The sequence below is a fragment of the Bradyrhizobium genosp. P genome (assembly GCF_049949265.1).
In the GTDB taxonomy this organism is placed as follows: Bacteria; Pseudomonadota; Alphaproteobacteria; order Rhizobiales; family Xanthobacteraceae; genus Bradyrhizobium.
In genome coordinates this window covers 114865-132351 of record NZ_CP188195.1, presented here as the reverse complement: position 1 = coordinate 132351, position 17487 = coordinate 114865, and the positions used below count along the sequence as shown (strand labels likewise).

The following is a 17487-nucleotide window of genomic DNA, read 5'->3' as shown; positions in this document are numbered from 1 at the left end:
GTTTCTTCTGCTCCTGGTAGCTGCTGCGGCCGCCCTGCATGTATAGGGATGCGCAACGACGGGCCAAGAAAGATGATGAGATCCTTGGTGTGACAATTGCCCAGAAAGGCACCTCCATGAAGATGCTTATTCTCGCACTCGCGCTCGGCGCATTCGCACAAAACGCCCTCGCCGCCGAACCGAACTGCCGCGCGATCGAAAGCACTGATTCGCGCCTGGCCTGTTACGACGCTGCGTTTCCTCCGAAAACGAAAGAGCGGCCGACGGTCGATAAGAGCGCGCCGCGAGCCGAATACAAAGACCCGCTGATTGCGGAGGACGCTCGAATCGCGGCGCAGTTAAAGAACATCTGTCGCGGTTGTTGAGGCTTGCGACAAAGCGCGCAGGAACGAATGAGATAGAGGGCGGCTGACAAGCGTCGTCACGCGCAAAGGTTGCGCTCGAGTGTCAGAGTAGCCAATTGAATGAATGTCGTAATCGGATCGTTGCGACAGCGCCTGTCGCGAAGCGCGACGTCTTAGCCACGCCAAATCTTCCGAACGCAGTCGACCAACGGCATGTCGCTTCGACATGCGCGTTACCGGTCAGGACAATAAATGATCATCGAGCATGCCTCGGTAAAAATCGCCTGCAAACGCCGAGGGCGCGTCGATCTGCGTTCCTGGAGCAGCCCGCCGAACGGGAAGACCGCGGCGTCGTCCGCATCCGCCGTTGTGCCGAGATCGCGGTGGATTGCCGGGGTGCAGGCATGACGCCGCTCCGCCGCATCGCCATTATCGGCAACTCGTTGCCTCGCCGATGCGGAATTGCAACCTTCACGACCGACCTGCGGAACGCGATATCGGTTTCTCGCCCGGATTTGGAGACTCGCATCGTTGCGATGACCGATCGCGGCCAGGCCTATGATTATCCTGCGGCGGTCGCTTTTCAAATCAAAGACGGCAATATCGAAGATTACACACGCGCTGCGGATTTCCTCAATGCCGGCCAGTTCGAAATCGTGTGCCTGCAGCACGAATTCGGGATATTCGGCGGCGAAGCGGGGGCCCATATTCTCGTGCTGTTGTCGCGCCTCACCATGCCGGTGGTGACGACCTTCCATACCGTGCTGGCCAATCCGACGGCCAGGCAACGTACGGTCATGGAACGCATTGTCGATGCCTCGTCGAAGGTCGTGGTGATGGCCAACAAGGGCCGCGAGCTATTGCGCGATGTCTATCTGGTGCCGGACGACAAGATCGAGGTCATCGCCCACGGCATTCCCGATGTTGCCTTCGTCGAGCCCGATGCCGCGAAAGCCAGGCTCGGATTTGAACAAAAGTCGGTCATCCTGACATTCGGCCTGCTGTCGCCGAACAAGGGCATCGAAGTCATGATCGATGCCATGCCGTCGATTCTGAAACGCTGCGCGGATGCGCAGTACGTCGTGCTCGGTGCGACGCACCCCAACCTGGTTCGAAACCAGGGCGAGGCTTATCGCGATGGCCTGAAGGCGCGGGTGCGTGAACTCGGAATAGACGACCACGTGGTGTTCCTCGACCGGTTCGTCGATCTGGCGACGCTGCTCGAATTCATCTCGATGTGCGACGTCTATGTCACGCCCTATCTCAACGAGGCGCAGATGACCTCGGGAACCCTGGCTTACAGCTTCGGACTGGGGAAACCGGTCGTTTCGACGCCGTACTGGCACGCGCGCGAGTTGCTGGCCGACGGATGCGGCGTTCTGGTGCCTTTCGGCGACGCCGCGGCGATCGGCAGCGAAATCGCAAAATTGCTCACCGACGACGTTCGCCGGCAGGCGATGTCCCGGCGCGCCTATGCGGCGAGCCGAACCATGACATGGGAGCGCACGGCCGAGCGTTACATTTCCGTCTTCGAGAATGCATGGCAATCTCACCGGCCCAAGGTCTTCGCGCGCTCCGACCTGGGCTCGCCGGAGCCACGCAGCCCTACACCGCCGGATATGCAGATCGGCCACTTCCTGTCGATGTGCGACGATACCGGCCTGTTCCAGCACGCGGTCCATTCGGTACCCGATCGCGCGCACGGCTATTGCGTCGACGACAACGCACGAGCGTTGCTGCTGGCGTGCGCCCTGAACAACCCGGGCGAACAGCCTTTGTCCGATGTCCTGACGACCCGCTTTGCGGCTTTCGTGCAGCATGCATGGAATCCCGACACCAGGCGATTTCGCAACTTCATGGGCTTCAATCGAACCTGGCTTGAAGACAGGGGCTCCGAAGACAGTCACGGGCGAACGCTATGGGCCCTGGGCGAGGCCGCTCGCAGTGATGCGAGTCCGTCGCGGCGCCGGTGGGCAGCGGCCTTGTTCGCCGAGGCATTGCCGACCGTGGAAAGCTTCCGTTCGCCCCGCGCGTGGGCTTTCGCGCTTCTTGGTCTGGATGCTTATTGCGTCGTGGCTCTGGACGATCGCCATGCCAGGGAAGTCCGGTGCTCTCTCGCCGACAGGTTGATGTCTTGTCTGGCATCGGTCGAGACGGCGGACTGGGCGTGGTTTGAGGAAGGGCTGGCTTACGACAACGCACGATTGCCCCAGGCATTGATGCTGACGGGCATGGCGACAAAAGCGCCAAAGTACCTCGATGCCGGATTGAGGTCTCTGCGCTGGCTCATGACGCAACAAACGACAGCGGCGGGTGCGTTCCGGCCGGTCGGCACCGCCAGTTTCGGCGAGCAGCGGCAACAACCCCGCGCCTTCGATCAGCAGCCCGTGGAAGCAACCGCGACGATCGCTGCCTGCCTTACGGCGTGGCGTGCGAACGGCGATTCCGAATGGAAAGCCATGGCGGCGCGTGCCTTCGGCTGGTTTCTCGGCAGCAACGATCTGTCAGTGGCGTTGGTTGATCCGCACACCGGAAGCTGCCGCGATGGACTGCACCCCGATCGCGCCAACGAAAACCGCGGGGGCGAGTCGGTTGTCTGCTATCTGCTTGGACTCGCAGAGATGCGTCAGCTTACGCGCCTCAACACCAGCCTGACGAAGCCGGCGGCCTTGCGCGCCGTGGGCGCCTGAATTTGACCCTCCAATCCAGCAAGCCGAGGATACCGTGTCACAAGCCACTTTCCTGAACCGGCAGGCGCTTTATCTGCGCCCAGATCCCGCGCGGGTCATCGTGCGGCCGTTCAAGCCGGCGACCGAACCGCGTGACCTGAATCCGACCGACAAGATGCGTGCAAATCATATCGTCGACCGGGTTCTCGCACTCGGTCCGGAGGCCGTTGCCGCTCTGCTCGCGGACGTGCTGGACAATTTCCTGGGCCGGCATCGGAACCTGCTGGAGACCTTCGAAGCCCGCGCTGATGAAATGGAGGACGCTTTCGCGACACACGGCGTGTTCTCAAAGACCCAGCGCCAGTTGGTGGGCGCCTACTTCCTCAGTGAATATTCGTTCGAAGCATCCGCCCTGTTCAATCCCAGCATCGTACCGCACCCCGATCAATCGGGTTCGCCGAAGGGCGGCCTGCGCGTCATCATCAGTCTCCGCGCCATCGGCGAGGGGCATGTGTCGTCGCTGACGTTTCGAACCGGAGCGATCGCGGCCGATGGCAGCCTGACCGTTGATCCCACGGCTCGCCTCGCCTCGCTCCCCCGGATTTGCCATCGCGTATCGGGGCCGGACGGCGAGCGTATCGAGTTGGCTTTCAAGCCTGAGGAAGATCTCAGCGAGCGCGTCATCTTTCCCGTGACCGAATCCCAGTCGAACGGGATTGAGGATGCGCGCTTTGTCGAGTTCAGCGACGGCGATCGAAAATCCTACTACGCGACCTATACGGCCTACAGCGGGCGCGCAATCCGTTCCGAATTGATCGAGACGAGCGATTTCATGTCGTTTCGGCTGACGCCTTTGCGGGGTGCTGCGGCACGCAACAAGGGTATGGCGCTGTTTCCGCGCAAGATCGGCGGCAGATATGCCATGATTGCGCGACAGGATAACGAGAACCTGTACCTGATCTATTCAGACGACCTCTACACATGGGAAGGCGGCCAGGCCGTTCTGAAGCCGGAATTTCCCTGGGAGTTCGTCCAGATCGGCAATTGCGGGTCGCCGATCGAGCTTGATGAAGGTTGGCTGCTGCTGACGCACGGTGTTGGCCCGGTCCGCAAATACTCGATCGGGGCGGCGCTGCTCGACAAGCATGACCCATCCAAGGTGCTGGCGCGCTCAAGCGAGCCGCTGTTGCGGCCTGAACCATCCGAGCGCGAAGGATATGTTCCGAACGTCGTCTATACCTGCGGCGCGATGAGGCACAATGACCAGATCGTCTTGCCTTATGCCGTGTCGGATACCTTCTCCAGTTTCGCAACAATCAGGATTTCAGCGCTCATGGAGGCGATGAAACGCTGAGCGGCTTCGTTGGCGCCAATCGCGTTTCTCAACAGGTCAAGGAGCCATTATGACCCGCGAAACAACCTACGTCGTGCAAGCGTTCAACGCCGGCAAGGGCGGGCATTTGAAACCCGACTCACCAATCGTCTGCAAGACGGCAAGCGGCGCCCTTCGAACGGCGGAGAGGCTGGCTTTGAGCAAACTCGCCGTCGTTGCGTTCTCGTCCACCGGCGATCCCGAAATCGGTGACTATGACGATGAGCCTACTGTATTCTTCCGGAAGGGCGAACTCCCGGCTGCCTTCGATTGAGTTAGGTTACGAGCGAGAAGATATCTTACGGAGAAACCCAAATGAGCGAGCGACTGGAAACCCTGAAGAAGGCCCGTGGCCGCATGATCGAGGACCGGGACGTGCATGCGAAAGTGCTGGCCGCGCCGTTTGATCGTGACAAGGCCGAGCGGGCACGCAACAAGTTCGTCGAGCTTCAGACGCTGGTCGACGCCCTGGACCGCGCCATCGCTGGAGAAATCTCTGCTTTGGATGAGTCAAAGGGCGACAAAAGCTGACAAGAGAGCTTGATGTCGAAGCGCATCGACAAATCATGGATCGTCTTTGTCAGCATCGAAAACGCCGAGCACGACCGATGCGTGGATATCTTTTCCAGAGCGGACGGCAGCTACGGATTTGAGGAGTTCAGGCGGGACATCGAGGATGGCGGGCAATGGACGCCGGTGCAGTATTATTCGGGCGTTAGCTACGTTTCAGCGCGGGATGCCCTGGACACCGCCGAACGATGCGTATCCTGGTTGTTCCACGTGCTCGCCGAGAGGCCGGACCTGCGGACGCGTGCCGGTTTGTGTTAAACCAGGGAGCATCGGATCGCGTCACGTTCGCGGATTGTCGCGCCTCGCGGTGGCCTGCAAAAAAATGCGCGGGCCGCCTCGATCGATATCAAGGCATGCCCGCGCATTTGAACTCGCTTCTATCACGTTCAGCCCGGCGTCAGTGGACGCTGACGGCCTGCAACTCGTTGCTCCAGGCGTTCGCAACCGCGGCTTCGCGGCTGTCGGTCAGCATGATCGGCGTGCCGTCGGCGGCGTGGAGGGCAAACAGCTTGAGGCCCGGCGCAATCTGAGGCGCCTCGGGAAATAGTCCCGGCACATCCTCGGAACGGACCTGCTTCACATAGGCGATATGGCCCTCGCCCAGATGGGCCAGTGCTTCGGGTGTCACGTTGCTCGATTCGATAGTGGTAGTGCTCATGTCACTCATGGTCTCGACTCCTCAGTCAGATAAGCGGTCGAGTCCGCTCCAGGTTTCTATTATTCGTGCTCATTGATAGCGATTGTCTTAACGACCCGTTCAGGTTCTGGCCTGGCGAGGTCGATCGACAACAGCCCGTTCTTCAGATCCGCGCCCAGCACCTGCATCCCCTCCGCCAGCACGAAGGTGCGCTGGAAGTGGCGCGCGGCGATGCCGCGATGGATGTATTGCCGGGCCTTGTCGTCTTGCTGGCGGCCGCGGATGACGAGCTGATTTTCCTCAATGGTCACATCGAGTTGGTCGCGGGTAAATCCCGCCACCGCCAGTGTGATCCGCAGCCGTTCGGGCGCACCGTTGGTGCGATCGCACCGCTCGATGTTGTAGGGAGGATAGCCGTCAGCGCCCTTCACGACCCGATCGAGCGCACGCTCGATTTCGTCGAATCCCAGAAGGAACGGACTGGACAACGATGGAACACGAGACATTACAAAGTCCTCTCGAAGCGACTTTGAGGGGCCCTTGCGGCACCCCATGCAACCGGCAGGCCGCCGGTCAACGATTAATATGGTGGTGATTTGGGTAGCGTTCAAGCATCTCTGAAATCAGGCTTAATTGCCGCATAACCGATCTCATCCGTCATTCCGGGGCGGATGCGTCAGCGCCCGAACCCGGAATCCAGAGGTCTTGGCTCGCGATTCTCCGATGCGCCATTGCACATCGTAGTTCCCGTTGACATGGCCCCCGGAATGACCGGCTCGAAGGGCTTAGCCGACCCGCTTCCGGCCGTCGGCCGTGAACAGGTGCAATTTGTCGCGGGGCGCGACCGCCCGGATCTGTTCGCCGATGGCCGGTCCGGTGGCGCCGGGAACCCGGACGATCACTTCCCCGGGCGGCAGCTCGCCGGGGTTGGCGGCGACGCCGCGCCCCTCGCGCTGGCGGCTGCCGTAGACGAAGGTCTCGGCGCCGACATGCTCGATCGCCTCGACCGTCAGGTCGAGCGCGACGACGCCGGATGCGGTCTCGCTGGAGAGAATAAAATCCTCCGGCCGGATCCCGGCGATCCCGGCGCCATCGGCACCCGATATCTGGGACTTCAGCTCGTCCGAATTAAGCGGCATCAGGTTCATCGGCGGCGCGCCGATGAAGGAGGCGACGAAGGTCGTCGCCGGCTTCTGATAGATGTCGAGCGGATTGCCGATCTGCTCGACCTGGCCGCCGTTCATGACCACGAGGATATCGGCGAGCGTCATCGCCTCGAGCTGGTCGTGGGTGACGTAGATCGACGTGGTGCCGAGGCGGCGCTGGAGTTTGCGGATCTCGACGCGCATGGCGATGCGCAGCTTGGCGTCGAGGTTCGACAGCGGCTCGTCGAACAGGAACACTTTCGGTTGCCGGACGATCGCCCGGCCCATCGCGACACGCTGGCGCTGGCCGCCGGAAAGCTGTCGCGGCTTGCGCTCCAGCATCGGCGCGAGCTCGAGGACGCGCGCGGCCTCCTCGACCCGGGTCTTGATCTCGGCCTCGGCCATGCCGCGGTTGCGCAGGCCATAGGCCATGTTGTTGTAGACGCTCATATGCGGATAGAGCGCGTAGTTCTGGAACACCATCGCGATATCGCGATCGGCGGGCTCGATCTGGTTGACGATGCGGCCGCCGATGTCGATCTCGCCGCCGGAGATGGTCTCGAGCCCCGCCACCATGCGGAGCAGCGTGGACTTGCCGCAGCCGCTTGGGCCGACCAGCACGCAGAACTTGCCATCGCCGACATCGAAATTGACGCCCTTGATGGCCTCGAAGCCGCCGAGATAGGTCTTGCGGACATTGCGCAGCGTGACGTTAGCCATTGCGAGCTCCGCTCGGGCGAGTGGCGAATAGGGAGTGGCGAATGGACGTACGGCGGGACACGTTTGGGTCCCGCGATAGCCAGCGCGTTCTTCGCAATTCGCTACTCGCCATTCGCCCTCTCACTTTTCCGTCTCGACCAATCCGCGCACGAAAAGCTTCTGCATCACGACGACGACAAACACCGGCGGCACCATCGCGAGCAAGGCGGTCGCCATCACCACGGGCCATTCGGTCAGCGCGTCGGTCGTGGTGATCATCTTGCGGATGCCGACCTGGATGGTCTGCATGTCGTCGCGCGTGGTGATCAGCAGCGGCCAGAGATACTGGTTCCAGCCGAGGATGAACAGGATCACGAACAGCGCGGCGATGTTGGTGCGCGACAGCGGCAGCAGCGTATCCCAGAAGAAGCGGAACGGGCCTGCGCCATCAATCCGCGAGGCTTCCAGCAGCTCGTCCGGCACCGTCATGAAGAATTGCCGGAACAGCAGCGTCGCGGTGGCGGAGGCGATCAGCGGCAGCGACAGGCCGGCATAGCTGTCGAGCAAATGCAGGTCGGCGACGATCTTGTAGGTCGGATAGATGCGCACCTCGACCGGCAGCATCAGGGTGATGAAGATGATCCAGAAGATCGGCATCCGGAACGGGAAGCGGAAATAGACGATCGCGTAGGCCGAGATGATCGAGATCGCGATCTTGCCGATCGCGATCGCCATCGCCATGACCAGCGAGTTGAACATCATGTTGAGGACCGGCTCGCGGGTCGAGCCGCTCGTGCCGACGAACAACGTCTGATAGTAGGTCTCGAAGAAATGGCCGCCGGGCAGCAGCGACATTTGCCCGTTGGCGATGGCGGCATTGTCCTGGGTCGAGGCGACGATCGCGATATAGACGGGGAATGCGACGATCGCGATGCCGATCCACAGGATGACGTGAGCGACGTAGCGGCGAATGCCTTCCTGCTCGACCATCAGTAGTTCACCTTGCGTTCGACAAAGCGGAACTGGATTCCCGTCAGCACGATGACGATGACCATCAAGATGACCGACTGCGCGGCCGAAGAACCGAGATTGCCGCCGAGCAGTCCGTCGCTATAGACCTTGTAGACCAGCGTTTCCGTTGACTTTCCGGGGCCGCCGCGGGTCATCGTGTCGATGATGCCGAAGGTGTCGAAGAAGGCGTAGACGATGTTGATGACCAACAGGAAGAAGATGGTCGGCGACAGCAGCGGGAAGGTCACGGTCCAGAACCGCCGCATCGGACGGGCGCCGTCGATCGCCGCCGCCTCGAACACGCTTTTCGGAATGCTCTGCAGCCCGGCCAGGAAGAACAGGAAATTATAGGAGATCTGCTTCCAGGCGGCCGCGAGGATGATCAGGAGTGCCGCCTGGTCGCCGTTGAGCAGCGGATTCCAGTCGACGCCCATCGCGCGCAGGTAGCGCGAGAGAACGCCGAGCGACGGATGCAGCATGAAGATCCAGAGCACGCCGACGACCGGCGGCGCCACCGCATAGGGCCAGATCAGCAGCGTGCGGTAGAGCGTGCCGCCACGCAGCGGCTTGTCCGCCATGACGGCGAGCAGCAGCGCGAAGGACAGCGAGGATACCGCGATGGCGAACGAGAACGCGAAGGTCCTGACGATCGCCTCGAAATATGCGGGGTCCTTGAGCAGTTCGACGTAGTTCTCGAACCATACGAAGGTCGTCGAAAGACCGAAGGCGTCCTGTAGCAGAAACGACTGGATCACAGCCTGCGCGGCCGGCCAGTAGAAGAAAATCAGGACAATGGCGAGCTGCGGGGCAACCAGCGCGTAGGGCAACAGCTTTGACTGAAAAACCGACTGCTTTTCCATGAGGTCCTGAAAATGGCAGGCCGCATCATGCGGCCTGCCGGTCCAGACCATGATGCAAAATCGCATCATGATCCATTCTCGTTATTTGAGCATGATCTTTATTTGAGAAGGATCTTTCCGGAAAGCCGCTGGACAACTTTCCGGATCATGCTCGGGGCGTCGTCTTAGTGGACGGCGGTCTTTTCAAACTGCCGCAACATCACGTTGCCGCGCTCGACGGCGGCGTCCAGCGCCTGCTTGGCGGTCTTCTTGCCGGCCAGCGCCTGCTCGATCTCTTCCGACCACATGTCGCGCAGCTGCACCATGTTGCCGAGGCGCAGACCGCGGGAATTCTCGGTCGGCGGCTTGTTGGTCAGCTCGAGCAGCGGGGTCTCGAGATAGGGCTGGTCCTTGTAGAAGCCCTCTTCCTTGGCCTTGGCATAGGCGGCCTTGGTGATCGGCAGATAGCCGGACGCCTTGTGGATCCAGACCTGCCGATCGGTGTCCGACAGGAAGGTCAGGAATTTGGCCACGCCCTTGTATTCCTCGGCCGACTTGCCGCCCATCACCCAGAGCGAAGCGCCGCCGATGATCGAGTTCTGCGGCGCGCCCTTGACGTCGGGATAATAGGGCATCGGGGCCGCGGTGAAGTTGAACTTGGCCTGCGCCTTGACGTTGCCGAAGAAGGCCGACGAGGTCAGGTAGATCGGGCACTCACCCGAGGTGAAGCGGCCTTCGCCGGTGTTGGTACGGCCGGCATAGTCGTAGGTCTTATCCTTCTGCAACTCGACCAGGTTCTCGAGATGCTTGACCTGCAGCGGGCCGTTGAATTCCAGCACCGTGTCGAAGCCGTCAAGACCGTTGGCCTTGCTGGCCAGCGGCACGTTGTGCCAGGCCGAGAGCTGCTCGAGATTGACCCAGGTGACCCACGATCCGGAGAAGCCGCAGGTGGTGTAGCCGGCCGCCTTCAGCTTCTTCGCGTCGTCGAACACTTCGGGCCAGGTCTTCGGAATCTCCGCGATATTGGCCTTCTTCAACGCGTCGAGATTGACCCACATCACGGTCGACGACGAGTTGAAGGGGAACGACAGCATCTCGCCCTTCGAGGTCGAATAGTAGCCGGTGATCGCGGGCAGATAATCATTGGGATCGAACTTCTCGCCGGCGTCGGCCATCAGCTTGTAGACCGGTTTGACGGCGCCGGTGGCGGCCATCATGGTCGCGGTGCCGACCTCGAACACCTGCATGATGTGCGGGGCGTTGCCGGCGCGGAACGCGGCGATGCCGGCGTTCATCGTGTCGGCATAGCCGCCCTTGTAGGTCGGGATGACCTTGTAGTCGCTCTGCGAGGCATTGAAGTCGTTGGCGAGCTTGACGATGACGTCGTTATTGGCGCCGGTCATCGCGTGCCACCACTGGATCTCCGTCGCCGCAAGCGCGGGCGAGGCGCCGAATGCCAGTGTGACCGCGACTGCTGCCGCAGCGCCGAATTGCCGAAAACCCATTAAAAATTCCTCCCCTTGGGACCGCCATCGATAAGCCGTTGCGCCTAGCAGCGCCGGATGACGGGTGAATGACCGTATAAGCCAGCCGATCGTAGGGGGGAAGCAACGCTGGTGGGAAGCGGTAAAAAAAGGCGAAGCTTGTGAGCGGCGCGCGTGCGGCGCAACCTCAGGGGTGACGCTGCGCCGCATCGGAGGCGCGATCAGCGCTTGCGCGTCGGGCAGACCACGCCCTTGTCGACCAGGGCGTTGATCTCGTCCTTCGAGTAGCCGAACTCGCCAAGCACTTCCGCGGAGTGCTGGCTGAATTTCGGCGGGGTACGGCGCAGGCTCGGCTTGGTGCGCTCGAGCCGGATCGGCGAGGCCACGCCCTTGTACCAATCCTTTTCGATGACGTCGCCGCGATGGATCGTGTGCGGGTTGGTCAGCGCCTGGTCGATCTTCTGCACCGGTCCTGCGGGCAGACCTGCGGCGAGCAGCCGATTGCACAGCGGCTCGGCCTCGTGCTCGCTGAAGACGGCGCCGAGCTCGACGCGCAGCGCATCGCGGTTGGCGATGCGATCCTTGTTGCGGGCAAAGCGCGGATCGGTGCCGAGTTCGGGCTTGCCGATCTCCTTGGCGAGCTTGCGGAAGGTGCCGTCATTGCCGACGCCGATGAAGATGTTGTCGGTCCTGGTCGGGAAGATCGCGTAAGGCACGAGGTTGGGATGCTCGTTGCCGGTGAGCGATGGCGGCTTGCCATGCATGAAATAGTTCGCGGTGTGCGGATGCATGATGGCCAAACCTGTCTCGTACAGCGTGGTCTCGAGGAATTGGCCGAGCCCCGAGCGCTGCCGCTCCGACAGCGCCATCAGGATGCCGATCGCCGCATAGAGCCCCGTGGTGATGTCGACCAGCGGCACGCCGATCCGCATCGGCCCGCTCTCGGGCGAGCCGGTCGCCGCGATCATGCCGGTCATCGCCTGGATGATCGCGTCATAGCCGGGATTGCCGCCGCGCGGGCCGTCGGCGCCGAAGCCGGAGATGCGGCAATGCACGAGGCGCGGAAATTTTCCGCGCAGCACGTCGTTGCCGATGCCCCATTTGTCGAGCGTGCCCGGTTTGAAATTCTCGATCAGCACGTCGGCGGTTTCGAGCATTTTCATCAGCACCGCGCGGCCGCCCTCGGAGCCGAGGTCAAGGCCGATCGAGCGCTTGTTGCGGTTGATGCCGACGAAATAGGCCGCGTCCTCCTTGTGGAAGGGAGGGCCCCAGTCGCGCACTTCATCGCCGGCGGGCGGTTCGACCTTGATCACGTCGGCGCCGTGGTCGGCGAGGATCTGGGTGCAGTAGGGGCCGCCGAGCACGCGCGTCAGATCGATCACGCGCAGTCCGGTCATCGCGCCCGTAGCCGCTGGGGTATTCATGAAAGCAACCTTCGCTCAGATGGGATCGTCAGGGGTCCCAGAGCTAACGGGGTTCGCAAGCGCCAGCAATGGCCTGGAGCCGTTTCCGTTCCGATGAAATCGGAACGGGGCTCCAGATTCTTATTTTGACGCGTTTTCATTACGCGAACCGGCATCCACTTCGCTCGAAAACGCTCTGGCGCGCACGGGCACATGCCGCCGGAACGCAAACGGCCCGCCGTGTGGGGCGGGCCATTCCGTCTCGCGGATTTTGGGTCGGCCAGGACTTAGTCAGCTTGGATTTAGACGACGGTGAGCTTCACGTCGACATTGCCGCGGGTGGCGTTGGAGTAGGGGCACACCTGGTGGGCCTTCTCGACCAGGGCCTCGGCCTCGGCATGGGGAAGGCCGGGCAGCGAGACGGCGAGCTCAACGGCGAGGCCGAAACCGCCCGCCGCGCGCGGGCCGATGCCGACCGTCGAGGTCACCGAGGCGTCGGCGGGGACCTTCGGGCCGCCCTGCGAGGCGACGAACTTCATGGCGCCGATGAAGCAGGCGGCGTAGCCGGCGGCGAACAATTGCTCGGGGTTGTTGCCGCCGCCGCCGCCGCCGCCGAGTTCCTTCGGGGTGGTGAGCTTGACGTCGAGCGCGCCGTCGAGGGTCGCGGCATGGCCGTCACGGCCGCCGGTTGCCTTGGCGCTAGTCTTGTAGAGCACGTTCACAGACATGGTGGTCTCCCTTGGCTCGGTTTCGATGGTATATGTATTGCACGCAACTATATTGTGTGCAATACAAAATGGGAGGCCTCGCATTTAATTGTCCGCAATTGAATCCCGGCCTCCGCTGGCCCAGAATGAACGTGGAATGTGACAGGTTTTGACGGGATCTCCCATGGTCAGGAAACTATCGGCGGCCGACCAGGCCCTGCGGCTCGACAACCAGATCTGCTTTGCGGTCTATTCGACCGCGCACGCTTTCAACCGCGTCTACAAGCCGCTGCTCGACCGGCTCGGCCTGACCTATCCGCAATATCTGGTGATGCTGACATTGTGGGAGCGCGACGGCGTTCCGCTCAAGGACATCGGCGAACGGCTGTTCCTGGATTCCGGCACGCTGACCCCGCTGTTGAAGCGGCTCGAGGCCGCGCAATTGATCAAGCGCACCCGCAGCACCGTCGACGAACGCCAGGTGCTGATCGCGCTGACACCACAGGGCCACGCGCTACGCGAAAAGGCCAAGGCCGTGCCGCAGTCGATCCTGGCGGCATCGGCCTGCTCGGTCGGGGAATTGATCGCGATGAAGGACGAGATCGTCGCGCTGAGGGATCGGCTGAACGCGGTGTTGGGGGAATAGGGGGGCGGCGGCTAGAGGCGCTTCTTGGCGAAGGCGCGGCCGGAGTGGCTCTTCAAATACTTCTCGAACGCAAACGCTTTGTATTTGTCGGGGAAGGCGCAGTACCGGACCAGCTCCCAAGGTTTGAATTTTGAAGTGTGCGTGGACTTGCCGGCACTATGCTCGGGGAGTCGTCGCTTCAGATCCTCAGTGGCGCCGACGTATTCTTGATCCGGGAAATGGATGCTGCGGATGATGTAGACGTACCACATCGGCACTGGCAGCCGTCGGTTTGAACGTTGAATTCTTGGCAGTCCGTCTTCGCCCTTCGGGCTACGCCGGACACCACGCCTCGCCCATCAGGCTCCGCGCGGCTGCGCCACGCGTAGCCCGAAGGGCGAAGCGTGGTGGAGCCAGGCGGGATCGAACCGCCGACCTCTTGCATGCCATGCAAGCGCTCTCCCAGCTGAGCTATGGCCCCTTAAAGTCTTCCAGTTTGGGCGCGACCTTGCGATCCTGCCCGGCCCCGAGCCCTAGGCGACTCGTGAGGCTGCACCCTTCACCACAGATCGGCGCCGATCTCAAGTCTCTTCGTCGCCGCCGACGTCACCAATGATGTCGGTCACGTCCTCATCGCCCTCTTCTTCGTCGGCGATGAAGGTCGAATCGTCGTCATCATCGTCTTCGATGGTTTCGTCGACCTCGATATCGTCCTCGGATTCGGGAACCACGGCCTTGACCTTGCCGGTGTTTTCCTCGGCATCGGCTTCCTCGAGCGAGACCAATTCCTCGGCTTCCGCGGGCTCCGGCATATCGGCCGCGGCGGCCGGCGCAGCGGCGGCAGCCGCCGCACGGCCCCGCGGCGGGGCGACCGGCGCGATCGGCACGACCTCGCCGGTGTAGGGCGAGATCACCGGATTCTTGTTCAGGTCGTAGAACTTCTTGCCCGTGGTCGGGCAAATGCGCTTGGTTCCGAGGTCGGACTTGGCCACGTGGTAATCCCAGAATTTGCTGAAAAACGGTGCTTCACTTGGCTAGTTGAGGCGCTGGTGTCAATAGCGCTTTGCGCGCATTTGAGGGGCGCGTGACGCGGTGTTGCCTATGTGATACCTGCCGCGGCGCGAGAGGACACAATCTTGGCTCATTCTGACACCCCGACCCCGCTGGAAGCCCGCGCAAGTGGCCCCCTGGCCGGCAAAGTCCGCGTTCCCGGCGACAAGTCGATTTCCCATCGCGCCCTCATCCTCGGGGCACTTGCGGTCGGTGAAACCGGCATTTCGGGCCTTCTGGAAGGCGAGGACGTGCTCAATACCGCCAAATCCATGCGAGCGCTGGGCGCCAAGGTCGAGCGGACCGGCCCGTTTGCCTGGACGGTCTCGGGCGTCGGTGTTGGTGGCTTCGCCCAGCCCGCCACAGCGCTCGATTTCGGCAATTCCGGCACCGGCTGCCGGCTGGTGATGGGTGCCGTCGCGGGATGCCCGATCAAGGCGGTGTTCGACGGCGACGCCTCGCTGCGCTCGCGTCCCATGCGCCGCATCCTCGATCCGCTGGAGCTGATGGGTGCCCGGACCAGTGATATCGGCGAAGGCGGCCGGCTGCCGCTGACCCTGCACGGCGCACGTTATCCAGTGCCGATCGTCTACCGGACGCCGGTCGCCTCGGCCCAGATCAAGTCTGCCGTCCTGCTGGCGGCGCTGTCCGCACCGGGCATCACGACGGTGATCGAACAGGAAGCCAGCCGCGACCATACCGAGCTGATGCTCAAGCATTTTGGCGCCGAGATCTCGTCGGAGAAGGAAGGCAGCCACGGCCGCAGGATCACGCTGTCAGGCGAGCCCGAGCTGCACGGCGCCGCCGTCGTGGTGCCGGCCGATCCGTCCTCGGCGGCGTTCCCGATGGTGGCCGCGCTGATCGTCGAAGGCTCCGACGTCGTCTTCTCCGACGTCATGACCAATCCGCTGCGCACCGGCCTGTTCACCACGCTGCGCGAGATGGGCGCTTCCATCGAAGAGAGCGAGGTGCGCGGCGACACCGGCGAACCGATGGCACAATTGCGCGTCCGCGCCTCGAAGCTGCACGGCGTCGAGGTGCCGCCGGAGCGCGCGCCCTCGATGATCGACGAGTACCTGGTGCTGGCGGTGGCCGCGAGCTTCGCCGAGGGCACCACCATCATGCGCGGCCTGCAGGAGCTGCGCGTCAAGGAATCCGATCGGCTCGAGGCCACCGCCGACATGCTGCGGGTCAACGGCGTCAAGGTCGAGGTCTCCGGCGACGATCTGATCGTCGAGGGCAGGGGCCATGTTCCGGGCGGCGGCCTGGTCGCGACCCACATGGATCATCGCATCGCGATGTCGGCGCTGGTGATGGGCCTGGCTTCCGACAAGCCGGTCAAGGTCGACGACACCGCCTTCATCGCCACCAGCTTTCCGGATTTCATCCCGATGATGCGCGCACTTGGAGCTGATTTCGCATGAGGCCGGCGCAGATGACTTGAGGAGGTGTCGATGCGACCGAGAACTTTGGCCGCCGCGGTTGACGCGATTCTGGCGGGAGAGCCAAGAGACCTTGCTCTGGCGAAGTTGATCGACGCCTTCGATCTGGCTGTCACGGATGAAGCGAAATATGCCACGATCGAGGGCGAGCCGAAGCTTACCGGGGATGCCAGGCTCTATGCGCTTGCCGGCGCGATGGCCGAATATCTGGCAAAGCAACGCCGACTCGGCTGCGTTCCGTCGTGGGTGTGTGATCCGTTGCGACGCCTGGACAGCCCGTGGTTCACCGTGGCATCGCCGACCGACGCCATGCGCGAATTCCTGACCTTCAGCAGTCCCGGCGAGTTCGCATCCCGTAACATTTTCACCGAGGAACGGCCGCTGCGGCGGGCTCGTGGCCTCGGGCAAACCAACACGTAGGACGCCATGATCATCGCCATCGACGGTCCCGCCGCCTCGGGCAAAGGCACGCTCGGCAAGCGGCTCGCGCACCATTACGGCTATCGCCATCTCGACACCGGCGTAATCTATCGCGCTGTCGCCTACGCGTTGATGGCGGTGGGCGCCGACCTCAATGATGAGGCGCTGGCGGTGGCGGCAGCACTCGAGCTCGATCCCGAGAAATTCGGCAATCCGGTGCTTAAGACACAGAAGGTCGGCGATGCCGCATCCGTCGTCTCCGCCTTGCCCAAGGTGCGCGAAGCGCTGGTCAGCTTCCAGCGCCAGTTTGCCGCCGATCCACCCGGCGCGGTGCTTGATGGCCGGGATATCGGCACGGTGATCTGCCCTCATGCCGACGTGAAGATTTTCGTGGTCGCCGACCCGCAAGTGCGCGCCAAGCGGCGGACGCTGGAGGCTCGTGCCCGTGGCGAGGACGCAGACGAGGAAGCGGTGCTGGCCGATATCCTCAAGCGCGACGAGCGTGACAAGAACCGGTCCGTTGCGCCGTTGCGTCCGGCGCCGGACGCCCACACGCTGGACAATTCCAATCTCGACATCGAGGCCGGCGTGCGTGCCGCCATCGCCATCGTCGAGGCGGTTCGCGCCGGGCGCTGATCCAGCCGGGACTCAAAGAGAAAGGGCGCGGTGACGGGGTCATCGCGCTCTACATAGGATCTCGATGGATCAGTCTTTCGACCAGTAACGGTCGAACGGCAGCTCCTGGTCGGACATGGTCAACAGCGGCTGAAAGGCCTGGGCCGAGACGGCATGCTCGGTCGAAACAGCGTTGGGCATCGCGGCAACGGCATTTCCCAGCGTCACGATGGCGATCGCCGCCAGCACCACAAAGCTTTTCATTGGAATTCCCCGTGTTTTGAATGGCGTCATCCTGCGGTAGGCTGCTTAAGCGCAGGTTCCGGCCTGGGTTGGGCGCCGGCCATTTCGCGGGGCGCGGTCAACAACGCGTTGAAATGCGGGGTTTGAGGGCGCCATCAGGCTTAAGGCCCCGTAAATCCGGCATTTCCAGCTTGCTCAAAAGCCGCCTCGGG

General features: G+C 62.7%; 21 protein-coding genes and 1 tRNA gene. 10 read left to right on the top strand and 12 right to left on the bottom strand.

The window, feature by feature from the left end; all coding sequences use genetic code 11:
- Window positions 1–38 precede the first annotated feature (38 nt).
- From ACP2YO_RS00635 to ACP2YO_RS00610, 6 genes are all read left to right on the top strand, one after another.
- Window positions 39–365, top strand: coding sequence for a hypothetical protein (locus ACP2YO_RS00635; RefSeq protein ID WP_426438177.1), 327 nt, complete (start codon window positions 39–41; stop codon window positions 363–365).
- A gap of 383 nt (window positions 366–748) precedes the next feature.
- The gene (locus tag ACP2YO_RS00630; RefSeq protein WP_426438176.1) at window positions 749–3034 is read left to right on the top strand and encodes a glycosyltransferase family 4 protein; all 2286 of its coding nucleotides are present in this window, start codon (window positions 749–751) and stop codon (window positions 3032–3034) included.
- A 34-nt stretch (window positions 3035–3068) separates the two neighbouring features.
- Complete coding sequence (locus ACP2YO_RS00625) at window positions 3069–4367, top strand: glycoside hydrolase family 130 protein (RefSeq protein ID WP_426438175.1); 1299 nt, start codon at window positions 3069–3071, stop codon at window positions 4365–4367.
- A gap of 49 nt (window positions 4368–4416) precedes the next feature.
- On the top strand, window positions 4417–4659 hold the full coding sequence (locus tag ACP2YO_RS00620) for a hypothetical protein (RefSeq protein WP_426438174.1): 243 nt from the start codon (window positions 4417–4419) through the stop codon (window positions 4657–4659).
- Window positions 4660–4700: 41 nt separating this feature from the next.
- Window positions 4701–4916, top strand: a complete 216-nt coding sequence (locus ACP2YO_RS00615) for a hypothetical protein (RefSeq protein WP_426438173.1) — start codon at window positions 4701–4703, stop codon at window positions 4914–4916.
- Between the two features lie 12 nt (window positions 4917–4928).
- Window positions 4929–5213: a hypothetical protein gene (locus ACP2YO_RS00610; RefSeq protein ID WP_426438172.1), complete on the top strand. Its 285-nt coding sequence runs from the start codon at window positions 4929–4931 to the stop codon at window positions 5211–5213.
- Between the two features lie 139 nt (window positions 5214–5352).
- On the opposite strand, the gene ACP2YO_RS00605 is transcribed toward ACP2YO_RS00610, so the two are convergent.
- From ACP2YO_RS00605 to ACP2YO_RS00570, 8 genes are all read right to left on the bottom strand, one after another.
- Window positions 5353–5622, bottom strand: a complete 270-nt coding sequence (locus ACP2YO_RS00605; protein ID WP_426438171.1) for a DUF1150 family protein — start codon at window positions 5620–5622, stop codon at window positions 5353–5355.
- A gap of 50 nt (window positions 5623–5672) precedes the next feature.
- A complete protein-coding gene (locus ACP2YO_RS00600; protein ID WP_426438170.1) occupies window positions 5673–6098 on the bottom strand; it encodes an Hsp20 family protein in 426 nt (141 codons plus the stop codon).
- A 279-nt stretch (window positions 6099–6377) separates the two neighbouring features.
- Complete coding sequence (locus ACP2YO_RS00595; protein ID WP_426438169.1) at window positions 6378–7457, bottom strand: sn-glycerol-3-phosphate import ATP-binding protein UgpC; 1080 nt, start codon at window positions 7455–7457, stop codon at window positions 6378–6380.
- A gap of 120 nt (window positions 7458–7577) precedes the next feature.
- Window positions 7578–8426: a sn-glycerol-3-phosphate ABC transporter permease UgpE gene (gene ugpE, locus ACP2YO_RS00590; RefSeq protein ID WP_426438168.1), complete on the bottom strand. Its 849-nt coding sequence runs from the start codon at window positions 8424–8426 to the stop codon at window positions 7578–7580.
- Entirely contained in the window at window positions 8426–9307 is an 882-nt protein-coding gene (ugpA, locus tag ACP2YO_RS00585) for a sn-glycerol-3-phosphate ABC transporter permease UgpA (RefSeq protein WP_426443502.1), read from the bottom strand. The genes ugpE and ugpA overlap by 1 nt, the downstream gene beginning before the upstream one ends.
- 164 nt (window positions 9308–9471) lie before the next feature.
- Entirely contained in the window at window positions 9472–10791 is a 1320-nt protein-coding gene (gene ugpB, locus ACP2YO_RS00580) for a sn-glycerol-3-phosphate ABC transporter substrate-binding protein UgpB (protein ID WP_426438167.1), read from the bottom strand.
- A gap of 200 nt (window positions 10792–10991) precedes the next feature.
- Window positions 10992–12194, bottom strand: a complete 1203-nt coding sequence (locus ACP2YO_RS00575; protein WP_426438166.1) for a CaiB/BaiF CoA transferase family protein — start codon at window positions 12192–12194, stop codon at window positions 10992–10994.
- 281 nt (window positions 12195–12475) lie between these two features.
- Window positions 12476–12901: an organic hydroperoxide resistance protein gene (locus ACP2YO_RS00570; RefSeq protein WP_426438165.1), complete on the bottom strand. Its 426-nt coding sequence runs from the start codon at window positions 12899–12901 to the stop codon at window positions 12476–12478.
- Window positions 12902–13064: 163 nt separating this feature from the next.
- Here ACP2YO_RS00570 and ACP2YO_RS00565 point away from each other — a divergent pair, with 163 nt between their 5' ends.
- On the top strand, window positions 13065–13526 hold the full coding sequence (locus ACP2YO_RS00565; protein WP_426438164.1) for a MarR family winged helix-turn-helix transcriptional regulator: 462 nt from the start codon (window positions 13065–13067) through the stop codon (window positions 13524–13526).
- An 11-nt stretch (window positions 13527–13537) separates the two neighbouring features.
- On the opposite strand, the gene ACP2YO_RS00560 is transcribed toward ACP2YO_RS00565, so the two are convergent.
- From ACP2YO_RS00560 to ACP2YO_RS00550, 3 genes are all read right to left on the bottom strand, one after another.
- Window positions 13538–13777, bottom strand: a complete 240-nt coding sequence (locus tag ACP2YO_RS00560) for a GIY-YIG nuclease family protein (RefSeq protein WP_426438163.1) — start codon at window positions 13775–13777, stop codon at window positions 13538–13540.
- A 133-nt stretch (window positions 13778–13910) separates the two neighbouring features.
- A tRNA-Ala gene (locus ACP2YO_RS00555) sits at window positions 13911–13986 on the bottom strand.
- A gap of 100 nt (window positions 13987–14086) precedes the next feature.
- Window positions 14087–14497, bottom strand: coding sequence for a TIGR02300 family protein (locus ACP2YO_RS00550; protein ID WP_426438162.1), 411 nt, complete (start codon window positions 14495–14497; stop codon window positions 14087–14089).
- Window positions 14498–14641: 144 nt separating this feature from the next.
- On the opposite strand from ACP2YO_RS00550, the gene aroA reads away from it, so the two are divergent.
- Genes aroA through cmk form a run of 3 tightly spaced genes read left to right on the top strand, consistent with a single transcriptional unit; the run spans window position 14642 to window position 17053 of the window.
- Complete coding sequence (aroA, locus tag ACP2YO_RS00545; protein ID WP_426438161.1) at window positions 14642–15979, top strand: 3-phosphoshikimate 1-carboxyvinyltransferase; 1338 nt, start codon at window positions 14642–14644, stop codon at window positions 15977–15979.
- Window positions 15980–16024: 45 nt separating this feature from the next.
- On the top strand, window positions 16025–16417 hold the full coding sequence (locus ACP2YO_RS00540) for a hypothetical protein (protein ID WP_426438160.1): 393 nt from the start codon (window positions 16025–16027) through the stop codon (window positions 16415–16417).
- Between the two features lie 6 nt (window positions 16418–16423).
- Entirely contained in the window at window positions 16424–17053 is a 630-nt protein-coding gene (gene cmk / locus ACP2YO_RS00535) for a (d)CMP kinase (RefSeq protein ID WP_426438159.1), read from the top strand.
- Between the two features lie 69 nt (window positions 17054–17122).
- Here cmk and ACP2YO_RS00530 read toward each other — a convergent pair whose 3' ends face one another.
- On the bottom strand, window positions 17123–17296 hold the full coding sequence (locus ACP2YO_RS00530; RefSeq protein WP_426438158.1) for a hypothetical protein: 174 nt from the start codon (window positions 17294–17296) through the stop codon (window positions 17123–17125).
- Window positions 17297–17487: the final 191 nt, after the last annotated feature.